Source organism: Pseudomonas sp. B21128 (genome assembly GCF_044218865.1).
In the GTDB taxonomy this organism is placed as follows: domain Bacteria; phylum Pseudomonadota; class Gammaproteobacteria; order Pseudomonadales; family Pseudomonadaceae; genus Aquipseudomonas; species Aquipseudomonas iridis.
Window position 1 is genome coordinate 2,701,392 of sequence record NZ_CP162590.1, and the last position, 11,960, is coordinate 2,713,351.

At 56.6% G+C, this 11,960-nt stretch carries 5 protein-coding genes and 1 pseudogene; 5 read left to right on the forward strand and 1 reads right to left on the reverse strand.

Annotated elements, in window-relative coordinates:
* Nucleotides 1-19 precede the first annotated feature (19 nt).
* Nucleotides 20-406 carry a tol-pal system YbgF family protein gene (locus tag AB4P91_RS11980; protein ID WP_042560673.1) on the forward strand — a complete coding sequence of 129 codons (387 nt, stop codon included), beginning with the start codon at nt 20-22 and terminating at the stop codon, nt 404-406.
* A gap of 240 nt (nt 407-646) precedes the next feature.
* Nucleotides 647-1,006, forward strand: a complete 360-nt coding sequence (locus tag AB4P91_RS11985; RefSeq protein ID WP_150686921.1) for a PilZ domain-containing protein — start codon at nt 647-649, stop codon at nt 1,004-1,006.
* Between the two features lie 145 nt (nt 1,007-1,151).
* Here AB4P91_RS11985 and AB4P91_RS11990 read toward each other — a convergent pair.
* Nucleotides 1,152-1,397: pseudogene (locus AB4P91_RS11990) on the reverse strand (DUF6124 family protein); the annotation flags it as partial.
* A gap of 422 nt (nt 1,398-1,819) precedes the next feature.
* Between AB4P91_RS11990 and AB4P91_RS11995 the strand changes: the two are divergent.
* The 3 genes from AB4P91_RS11995 (at nt 1,820) to AB4P91_RS12005 (ending at nt 11,936) form a co-directional block, all read left to right on the forward strand.
* Nucleotides 1,820-4,873: a hypothetical protein gene (locus AB4P91_RS11995; protein WP_395604860.1), complete on the forward strand. Its 3,054-nt coding sequence runs from the start codon at nt 1,820-1,822 to the stop codon at nt 4,871-4,873.
* 141 nt (nt 4,874-5,014) lie between these two features.
* The gene (locus AB4P91_RS12000) at nt 5,015-8,113 is read left to right on the forward strand and encodes a hypothetical protein (RefSeq protein WP_395604861.1); all 3,099 of its coding nucleotides are present in this window, start codon (nt 5,015-5,017) and stop codon (nt 8,111-8,113) included.
* A 142-nt stretch (nt 8,114-8,255) separates the two neighbouring features.
* Entirely contained in the window at nt 8,256-11,936 is a 3,681-nt protein-coding gene (locus AB4P91_RS12005) for a Tc toxin subunit A (RefSeq protein ID WP_395604862.1), read from the forward strand.
* Nucleotides 11,937-11,960 lie beyond the last annotated feature (24 nt).

Below are 11,960 nucleotides of genomic sequence, written 5' to 3' on the forward strand. Positions count from 1 at the left end.
TCAAGACAGGAGAACCCCCATGCGATTGTTGCCCATTGCCGCCCTTGCCCTCAGCGTCCTCGCCGTGACGGGCTGCACCCGTTGGTCGATGAACCATCATTTGAACAACGCCTACAGCGCCTATGACCGGGGCAATTGCGAGCAAGTGATGCTCGAGCTGTCCAAGGTCGAACGCGCCAGCCGTGCCCGCCCGTACGTGTGGCCGGAAGTGTCGATGATGCGCGGCCAGTGCCTGGAGCGACAGAAGATGTTTGTCGATGCGGCGCAGACCTATCAATTCATCATCGCTTCGTATCCCAACAGCGAATACGCCTACCGCGCCCGTGCGCGCCTGGAAACCCTGCAGAGCCTGGGCCACTACCCGACGCGCAGTGCGGCAGCCGTGGTGCGGCCAACCCGTTTCTGATGGCATTTGTCATACAAAATCTGGCCGATTGTACAGCCTCAGCTATAGTCGAATGATCCGGTTTTAGAGCCGAGTCTCTAATCCGGGGCAACACCTGCGACTGGTCAGTTGTAATGTGGCGGCGAGGTAGCGACCGTCACACCGGAAGCGGGGAGAGCGTGCCTGTGTCGTCTCTGTTGTACAGCACGTTCCGAAGCAAAAGCGCGGCTCTGTGATGGAGCCTTGCATGGCGAACTGCGCATGTTTACCGACCGCCGGATCGAACGGCATCAGCTGCCGTATTTCCTCAGAGTGTTCAATAGCGTCACCGACAAACCCATCGGCTTTCTCGGCAATGTGTCCGCGGACGGGCTGATGTTGATCAGCCAGTTGCCGATGATGATCGGTGTGGATTTCAATCTGCGCCTGAAAATCCCCGGCGACGATGGCTGTCAGCAGGTGATCGACTTCACCGCTTGCTGCCTGTGGTGTCACGAAGACGCGACGCCACTGCACTACGACGCCGGCTTCATCCTGCAACGACCGCCCCCGGAATACGGGCAACTGGTCGAGGCGTTGCGCCAGTACTTCAGCTTCCAGTCGTTGCCGGCCTCTGCCTGATTTGAGCGGCGCCTTCATTATTGCTATCGCTGGCAAGCCAGCTCCCACAAGGTTTGCGTCGTTCAGAGCGGCTGTCTCTGCTCGTTGAGCCGGTGGGAGCGGGCTTGCCCGCAATCGCGTCAGTCGAGGCGCCGCAGGCTGGCGATCAGGTAACCGCTATCGCCCGCTCGTTATCCAGCGTCTTCTCCGCCAGCAACAAACCCATCTCGCTCAACTGATAAATCGCCATCGCCAGATGACGCGGCTTGTCTTCGAGGCTGTCTGCCAGATCGAGCAACAGAATGCTCACCGACGAAAACGTCTCGTACGTCTGAATGGCGACGGCTTCGGGATTGAGATCGGGGGCGATCATGAACATCTGCATGCCGCGATCCACGGAATTGCGCGAGGGTGGCGGCTGGACGCAGGTTAGTCGACCGGGAGGAACACGAAAAAACCGGCGCGCCCGAGGGCGCCCTGCGCACAGCCACCATCGAGTGCGGGGATAGGGAATACCCGACTTGATGACGCTTATGCAGCTTCGTATACCTACCGGGCGACTAAACCCGACCACTGATGGGCAGCGGCACGGACCAAGTTACGGGGCATCAGCAAAGCGCACAAGCCGGCGGATTCTGAGGGATGTGTAGGCAAAGGCGCAAGGCAACGTAGCCGCGTGTTGATAGCTGAAGGACGCCACCGGATTGTGTTGTGGGATTAATTACCGTTGGTCGGGACTGTCAGATTTTACAGGTGTGGAGTGCACGTTTTTTGGCGTATTTAAATGCTTATTGAAAGTCGTCCCGCTCAAAAGTACGAATAGAGAACTGCGCTATGTCGGATATCAAAGTAACAGTTATTCCAAACCCAGTAATAGCCAATGATCTAGAGGGTTTGCCCGTGGTTGGGCCTGACGGTTATATCGACAATGTTGATACTGTCGCGGCAGTCGTTACCGCTAATTCGGCCCCACCCTTAAGGTTTTATCATGACAGTTTTCAAATGCTGGTCAGCAGTAATATGCAGCTTAAATTTCACATTCCTTCGGGTTTCGCTGGAAAGTATGAGGTATGGATAAATTATCGTAGTGGGCCAAATGTCGAAACTGTTCTTAAACCTCAGTTGTTCGAGGCGGGTCAGTGGCATTCGATTTACGTTTCCGGACTGAAAGACGGTGCTGGTCAATTTGAGGGTTATTGGAGTATTTGGGGGGGACCTGCGAAAGCAGGAATTCAACGTGTTCTTGTGAAGCCGCCGGCCACTTTCGATGATGGATATATCATCCAAAGACAGCTCACAGGTACTGCTGTGTCGGGCAGTACTGTATACCTTGTATGGGAAATTACGGGGCAACAAATAACCGATGTTGTTACTGTTGGTTCTGACAGTAAGTGGACATTGACTTTGAATTCGGGTGTCGTGCCAGGCGTTTTCAGAGTCTATGAGAAGTTACCTGGCTTGATTGAAAGGATTTCGCCGTCGGTGGTTTGTGTCGAATTAGCTGCGCCCGTGTTAACCAGTCCAGTAGAAACTGCAGTGATGACGGAATTTAAAGGAACAGCTGCCGCCGGTACTACTTTAGTGGTGGTTAAGGCGTCTGATCATTCTTTCAAATTGTCAGAGCGCAAAGTTGTGGGTTCGAACTGGTCGCTCCCGCTAAGGCCAGATGCACCACTGTCTTGGGAGCAATTGCAGATTCAATTGCAGTTCCAAATCAAGGGGTCGCAACTCCGTTACTCGAAGCCATATACCGTGCAGGCGTTCGGGTTGCCAGTAATAACTCATCCAGCCTCCGGATCAACGCTTGAAATGGCCGCTACTATTTCGGGCGACCGTGGAGTCCGAGGCGCAGTCATCGAAATCTTGCAGGATGGGGGGGGCACATTGGCTTGGAAAGCGGCGACCCCTAGCTGGGATGTGCGTCTTGACTTGCGGCCAGGACCTATATCGCTTGTACCTGAGACGGTTGTAAACGGCGTGCGATTTGGGCGTGGTGTACCGCGCGCCTTCAAAATCCGCCCCGCTAAAATGGGCGACGTCAAAGTCGAAATTATCGACAAATCGATAACCTTCTCTGGCACTGGCTACCCCGGTGCAACGGTCGTTATCACCGTTCCGGGTTCGCCGGTCACTCTGCCACAGCCGATTGTTGCCGCGGATGGCAAATGGGAAATCAGGGCGACTGACTGGCCGCTCGGCAAGCACCCGGCAAGTATTGTGCAAAAGGTATCCGACAATGCCAGCGGCTGGATCGAGTCGTTGCCATACAACTTCGACATCAACAATTTACTGCCCGACGTGTATGCCGTGAGTTCCACTGCTGATTATCAGCCGACCTTCAGCGGTAAGGGTTTCACCGGTGCCACTGTGAAGATTTTCAACCCCGGCGGCGGCAGTCTGGCTGCTCCCGACGTGGTCGTGGAGAATGGGGAATGGCTGAGCAAAGCCAGTCAACAGTGGGGGCCGACGCTCAAACGGGAAGTGCATATCAAGCAGTTTCTGGACGCGCATCAGTCGCTTAATTGGGTTAAGCATCCCGTTACCATTCCGCCCCAGGCGCCGACTATTAATTTGCCAGTCGAAGACGGTCTGTCGCCCACCTTTAGTGGCACCTGCTGGTCGGGTGCCGTGGTGACAGTCAGCTTCAGCGACGACGCCACGGCCTACCCAGCGACCGAGAACGCAGGTATCTGGACCCTGCGCCGCCCCACCGAATTCGATCACGACACCGCTTACACGATCACCGTCGGTCAAACCGTTGCTACCCAGACCTCACCTGTCGCGACGGAATCTTTCACGATTCGGCGGCCCATGATCACTCCGGTCATCACGCACCCGAGCGAAGGCAGTAACGTGGGTCACGAACTCATGATCAAAGGCTCCGGCGGAATGAAAGGCGCCACGATGCAGGTGCGCGATGTGGTGTACGACAAAAATTTGTCTCCGGCCCAAGTGCTGAGTTCGGATGGGGATTGGGAGGTCCCTGTCCGCAGCCTGAATCTCAGGTCATACGGCATCGAAGCCCATCAGAGCGACAAGAACCGCGTCTCCAAAAGTAAGCGGCTCAACTTCAACGTGGTGGTGCTGCCGCCGCAAATCACTCAGCCGACAGCGGGCGGGAAACTGCCCCGAACCGGCAAGCTTAAAGGGCGGGGCAGGCCAGGAGCGCGGGTGCAGGTCTGGATGGTGGACGCCACCAAGCCATGGATCGAGGACATTGTCGTGAGGGCGGACGGTGAGTGGGAGTGCGAGGTGACATTGCCGGTGGGCGTCAAAACCATCCAGGCCCGGCAGAGTTTCGAAGAGGGCGGCAAACCGCACCATTCCGGGTTCACGGAGGCTGTGCAATACAGCGTCGTTCCGGCAGCGCCCTTTGTCGAGACGCCGGTCGAAGGGATGTTCATCGGGCAGCAAATAGCCGTTGCCGGCTTCGGTGTGCCGGGTGACACGATTAGCGTGAACGGCGTGTCGATGGTAATTGCGCAGGACAGAACCTGGTTTCTCAAGCTGCAGGTGGAACCTGCGGACGGTGAATATTCCCTGCTCGTCGTGGCCACGTGCGAGGGGTTTGAGTCACAAGTCACCCTGCGTCGGGTCAGGCAGTTGCAGTACACACCGTCTATTGACCGACCCGCTGCTGGCAGATCAGTCAGCAACCCGATAGCACTGGCCGGACAGGGGCGGTCGGGCATCGCGCGGCTGGCGAGATGGTACAACCCGGACGAAGTGGTGGCTCAGCTGCCTGTCAGCAACGGCCAATGGCAGGGCAGGGCCGGGCAATCATTGCTCGAGGGTGCCCATTGGCTGTTGTGCCAGGTCCACGATGCGGCGGGTGTACCTGTTTCGAGCTCGCTGGTCAGTGAGCGTTTTGATGTCGTGAGCGAATGACCTGAACAGCGTTGACCTCTCACTGATTACGACGTGGTGGGTTAGCTACCGTTCGTCGGGACTGTCAGGTTTTACAGGTAGGAAGTGGAAGGGATTGCGATGTAAGAAGGTTACTGACTGACAGGGCGAGGGAATACGGTTGTGGAAAATGACGATAGAGAAACCAATTTAATCCAGAATAAAAAGTCAGGTTCAATTAATTCCGAGTTCGGCAATGAGCTGAACTCTGATGAATCGAGAGTCGCGGTACCAGCACCCACGTTCCCTCCTTCGTTTGAGGGGTCCGCGCAAAAACTTCCTCTCAGAGTCAGAATGACCTTTCCTGCTACCGCGCAGGGAGAGTGGTGGGCTACGCTTAAAAACCCACCAGTCGCCAATCAATGGGAGTATTACGGTAGACACAGTGGTTCCTGGTATGAGTTTGAAATAATCGAGGCTGCTGGAGTCGAGTGTCTTTTAACGACTACCTACCATGTGAATTTTCCGGCGCCTTCTGCCTCAGCTCGCTTTTACATCGTTCGAAAGCCAGTTATAACCAGTCGTGGGCCCTTTATCGGGCTCACGCCCACCATCGAAGGAACGGGCGCTTTACCCAATGCGCAAGTGACGCTGTTCAAACATGATTCTCAAGTTTCATACGGAACGAGCATTGCAGGTGCGGATGGTAAATGGAGCATTGAATCTCGCGGATTAGCGCTGGGTGAGAACATTCTGACCTGTCGACAGACATTCAAAAACGTGACATCTGATAATGCGGATGCCGTGAAGATAGTACTAATCCAGCCAGCCCCTGCAACTATCTCATCGCCTACAAATAATGCATTGGTTTTTCCTTCGCAGTTGGTTTTCAAAGGCACTTGCCAACCAGGTTCTTCCATCATCGTGGTCAATGCGCAGAATCATTCTGTTGTATATAGCGAGCGTGAGACCTTTGAAATCGAAAATTGGCAACTGGCACTGAAAAAAGGAGTGGTATTGCCCAGTGGGCCCTTGACGATTGAAGCGCAGTACCAGTTTCCAGGTGTGCCTCATGGTTACTCGCCAGCGGTCAGCTTCTATGTGCTAGGCACGCCTCGCATAACCGCGCCTGCTGTGTCTTCAGTTCAGGATCGAACCTTCGCCCTTAAAGGTGATAACGGGCTAAGCGGTTTTAACAGTAGGGTCGAGGTATTCTTTGACTCGCAAATGGTTGGAAGTGGAACGGTGGGAGCCGCCGGAATTTGGGAGGTGCAGGTCACGCTCAAGCCAGGCAATCATTCATTAGCGGTTGAGCAGATAGCCTCGGGCAAAAGAACCGAACGTAGCGCACCGCGCGCCTTCAAAATCCGCCCCGCCCAAATGGGCGACGTCAAAGTCGAAATTATCGACAAATCGATAACCTTCTCTGGCACTGGCTACCCCGGTGCAACGGTCGTTATCACCGTTCCAGGTTCGCCGGTCACTCTGCCACAGCCGATTGTTGCCGCGGATGGCAAATGGGAAATCAAGGCGACTGACTGGCCGATCGGCAAGCACCCGGCAAGTATTGTGCAAAAGGTATCCGACAATGCCAGCGGCTGGATCGAGTCGTTGCCATACAACTTCGACATCAACAATTTACTGCCCGACGTGTATGCCGTGAGTTCCACTGATGATTATCAGCCGACCTTCAGCGGTAAGGGTTTTACCGGTGCCACCGTGAAGATTTTCAACCCCGGCGGCGGCAGTCTGGCTGCTCCCGACGTGGTCGTGGAGAATGGGGAATGGCTGAGCAGAGCCAGTCAACAGTGGGGGCCGACGCTCAAACGGGAAGTGCATATCAAGCAGTTTCTGGACGCGCATCAGTCGCTTAATTGGGTTAAGCATCCCGTTACCATTCCGCCCCAGGCGCCGACTATTAATTTGCCAGTCGAAGACGGTCTGTCGCCCACCTTTAGTGGCACCTGCTGGTCGGGTGCCGTGGTGACAGTCAGCTTCAGCGACGACGCCACGGCCTACCCAGCGACCGAGAACGCAGGTATCTGGACCCTGCGCCGCCCCACCGAATTCGATCACGACACCGCTTACACGATCACCGTCAGTCAAACCGTTGCTACCCAGACCTCACCTGTCGCGACGGAATCTTTCACGATTCGGCGGCCCATGATCACTGCGGTCATCACGCACCCGAGCGAAGGCAGTAACGTGGGTCACGAACTCATGATCAAAGGCTCCGGCGGAATGAAAGGCGCCACGATGCAGGTGCGTGATGTGGTGTACGACAAAAATTTGTCTCCGGCCCAAGTGCTGAGTTCGGATGGGGATTGGGAGGTCCCTGTCCGCAGCCTGAATCTCAGGTCATACGGCATCGAAGCCCATCAGAGCGACAAGAACCGCGTCTCCAAAAGTAAGCGGCTCAACTTCAACGTGGTGGTGCTGCCGCCGCAAATCACTCAGCCGACAGCGGGCGGGACACTGCCCCGAACCGGCAAGCTTAAAGGGCGGGGCAGGCCAGGAGCGCGGGTGCAGGTCTGGATGGTGGACGCCACCAAGCCATGGCTCGAGAACATTGTCGTGAGGGCGGACGGTGAGTGGGAGTGCGAGGTGACATTGCCGGTGGGCGTCAAAACCATCCAGGCCCGGCAGAGTTTCGAAGAGGGCGGCAAACCGCACCATTCCGGGTTCACGGAGGCTGTGCAATACAGCGTCGCTCCGGCGGCGCCCTTTGTCGAGACGCCGGTTGCTGGTCAGCTCATCGGGCAGCGGGTGGTGGTGTCGGGCTTTGGCGTGCCGGGCGACACCGTTACGGTGAAACTCGGCGCCGCACAAGCCAGTGCTGCCGTCATGGCGGACCGTACCTGGTCGGTGACGCTGGTGCTCACTCAAACCGGCGCAATCCACAGCCTGGAGGTGACGTCGGCGCTGGATGAATTCGAATCTGAAGCCGCACTGCGTCCAGTGCTGTTGGGCTCGTTTCTGCCGTCCATCGATATCCCGGCGGCAGGGCGTCGGGTCGAGAATCCGCTGCTGTTGGCCGGACGAGGGCGTACAGGTGTCGGTGAGGCAGTGAGCTGGTACGACCCGGATCAGAAGTGGCTTGCGGATGTTCCAGTCACGGGCAATGGATGGCAAGGCCAGGCCGTGAAACCCCTGCGCGTGGGCGGGCAATGGGTGCGGTTCAGCCAGACGCTGGCCGGAGGAAATGAAGGGTCACACTCGGCCTGGGTAATCAGTCCGCGTTTTGAGGTGGAACCCGAGATATCGGGAAAAGCTGACCTCTAAATCCGACAAGCGGTCATCAAACCTGTCAGATCTGACAGTAGATCTCGGCCTTGAATCGGCGCCAAATCTAAACCAAGACATTGCAGCCTGACGCCATCGCGTAAGGCTGCAGCAGACGGTTATCGACTCAAGGAACAGGATCATGGCTCAAGCCATCCGCCCGACAGTGCAACTGTACGAGCAGTTGTTCAGTGAAGAGCAACAGATACATGGCATCGGTCTGCAAAACCTCAAGACTTACCTTGTGCAGGGCGGTTCGATTTTTCCATTGGTGCAAAAGGGCGTACCCGGCCTCGTCAGGGAATACGGCCTGAGCGTCGAAGATGCGCAGCGTTTTTTGCGTCGGGCCAACAGTATGGCCACGTATGTGCGCCGCCAGTTTATCGAGCACACCCTTGTCACTGACCGAAGCCGGCAGGGCGATCCTTCTTCAGGGCTGTTGTCGATGGTCGACGGCCCGAAATACGAAGACATTTTCAAAACCGCTTTTGAAACAATGAGCCCGCCGGACGCGCTGGAATCGTGCATTTCACCGGTGGCGTATCTGATCGATTTGCTGGTCTGGGTTCGCGACCGTATCGAGCCTCAAGGCGACAGTCAAAAGATCGCGCTCGATAAGCGCCGTACCGATTTGATGACGTTGTCGGTCGACTTCAATGCGGTGTACCAATCGGTGTCCTCGGTCGACATCATCACGTCGGTGCTGGAAGCCTTTATCGTTGCGAACCCGCCGAATACCGACATCGAAGACGCCTTGATCACATCGCGTTATCCCAACGGCCTGCCCTATTACCAACATTGGGTCACGATCGACGGCATCGCTGAGCTCAAAGCGCTGTCGGTGGGCGACTTTGTAGACGCTGTGGATCTGTCTTACCCCTATTTTCTAGGCGGTTCCAAGGCTGCCCGCCCCACTCGGGCGCTTTCACATGCTTCGCGTCTGGGCCCTTACCAGCGAGAGTTGCTGACGGAAGCGGTGCCTGCCGATGAAGACGCCTGGAAAACGTTTTATCTCGTTAACTTCGGTGCACGGGGGGAGGAGTGGAAGGCTCTGCACGATGTTCCGTACTTCGCCGCGCAAACCAAACTCGACACGTTGACGCTCGAAAGTTTGTTATCGGTCAAGGCATTCGCTCCGCAGCGTTCGGCCAACGTAACCTATGAACACCCGCAGGTTGCGCAAGAATCTGAAAGCGGTCGATCCGGCTCGGTTTACATCAATGCCAATAGCCATCCTGGTGTGTTTATCACCACCGAAACCGCTTCTTCATTGAACAAATTGTCCCTGAACCCCGGTATCGCCAAGGACCGGATCGTCTTCCACCGGATGAACCGCAAGATACGTCTCGATATCTGGCTGCAATTGCCCAGCGATGAGGTGGACGCCTTACTGGTGGCCGCACTGCGGGCCGAGGGGCGTGGCGATTCGAGCGTCGATGGCAAATGGCTGATCTCGGACAAAACTGTCCATGCGCTCGGGTTATTCCAGATCTTGCGCCAACGCTACAAATGCACAGCCGCAGACTTTGCTGTGTTCCTTGATGGCATGTCGATTTACGGTCGCGGCGAAGCGTTCTCGCAGTTTGATCAGGTGTTCAACGCTCAAGCGAACTATCGCCAGCCCATGAAGCTTGATGGGGGGACATTCCCGGTTGTGCCGGAACCGGGTGCGGATGATCTGACGATCAACCAACTGTGCGCCGGCCTGCGGATCGACTTGCATACTTATCAGTATCTAGCGGTGGCCGTTGCCCGCGCGCACAACCTGCACAACAACACATTGCAACGCAGTCTGCCGATCATCTCGAGCTTCTACCGGCTGGTATGGTTGCCTCGGGTGTTGCGCATGACACCGCTCGAAGGCGTGCTGATGTTGCAATTGCTGGGCGGCGATGCCTGGGTCAATGGTCTTGCGGGGAAGCCTGCGATCCAGTCTGGAAGCGGTACTACTCCGGACATATTGACGCTTATCAGTGTCATGGACGCCTGCGTGCAATGGTGCGAGCAAAGTGAACTGCCAGTGCTGTGGGTGATGCAGCACGCGGTTGAATTGTCGCCAGGGCGAGAGGCGTGGGAGCGAGATCTGGCGCTCTTCGAGCAAATACGCAATCTGCTGCCGAACGCGCTTTTTACCAATGCCGGTTTGTTGATGGCCGGCCTGCCTCCTGCCGGAGGATCAGACTGGCTGGACTTTCTGACGCACAGCGTCGACCTGCCGCTACCTGATGGGAATTCCGAGCCATTGGGGCCGATTGTTGATCCCAGCGGTTTGGTGCTGGCACCCGTCGGGACGCCGGACGAATACCTGAGCTTTGCCCGTAAACGGCTTGGCTGGGCGGTCGATAATGCGCTTGGCGCCACTTGGGCTCCTCAACGCGACGCTCTCGTTGAGAGCATGCTCAACGTGCTTCTGGAAGCCCGTGACGCGCAGGTGTCTGTGGTGAAAGAAACGCTGGCGGTTTATGCCGGCGTTGCGGTGGAACTTGCGATTCCGGTCATCAATTGGGCCGGCACTACGGTGTTCCGTTTGTTGAAGCTATTGATTCAGCGGATCGGTTTGACGGGCGACACCCAGGAGCAGAGGCGCAATGTCGAAACCGATTCGTTGATCGATCTGTTGGCCGAGGTGCGACGGCGCAGTGCGGTGGCTTCGACCCTGGAGCTCACTGCGGAGTTGTTGCAGGACTATCTGGATTACGGCCATCTGGCCTGGCTCGGTCAAGCCGATAAATACACGATTTCACTGAACACGCTTTATTACCTGTCGGTACTCAAGCGGGCATTTGCACTCAGCGAACAACCGCCGCACAAACTGCTCGACTACCTGCGTCAGGTCAATGCACTGCCAACCTTGTCGGATCACGCCAGGGCTTTGGCGTACCAGGCGTCGACCATCAAACTCGCCGAGTATTTCGGCTGGAGCGTGCAGGAGGTGCGCGAGTGTGCCGAACGCATTGACCCCGCTCTGTCGATTCTCAAGAACCTCAAACAACTGGATCTGTTGATGCGGGTCCTGGTGTTGTCCACCAAGACCGGTATTGATGCCCAGACGATTTTTCAGATCGGTACCTTGCCCGCGACAGTGAACGACTCCGATTCCAAAAAGGCGTATGCCGACGCGGCCGAGCGCGCCTTGTTGAGCGAAACCGGAAAACACGCACCACGCGTCGAGATGGCGACTGATTTGAAACAGCTGGTCACGACAACGTGTGTCGTCGACAACACAGAACTCATTGCCAGGAACGCCGATGAGAAAGCCACCTTCACGGTGACGGTGAAGAATGCCGCGGGACAGGCTCTTGAGGGGATCACGGTTTATTGGCAGACCACGCTGGGCACTCTAGAGAACGGCATTACCGACATCACAGGCACGCTGAAGTCCGAATACAGGCCCGGCAGGCATCTGGGCGCGGAGACGCCGAAGTATTGGCTGGATCTTTTCGATCCCGAATACGCTCCGACCATCAACATTATTGCTGATTCCAAGACCATGGGGTTCCCGCTCTTCTACAGATCCCCCGTGCCATCGGAAGTGGTGCCGAGGGGGAGGGAGGTCGAGCTCTACGCCACGATGATGGATTGCTATGGAAACCTTGGTCAGGACATGTTGGTGGACTGGCTCGTAGCGAGCGTCGAGTACTCAAAAAGACCTGTTGCGATCGTGCGGCCCTCACAAGCCTTCACCAATCAGCAAGGGCTCACGCGGGTGTTCGTCTCCAGTCCTACCGGAGGAACCTTTGAATTCAGTGTGCTCAGCCAGGGCAGTGAGGAAGAGGCCGTATTCAACCCCATCACGTTCGAGGGCGATAAGGCCCCGGAGTAAGCGCTCGTCTCACCAAGGATTTGT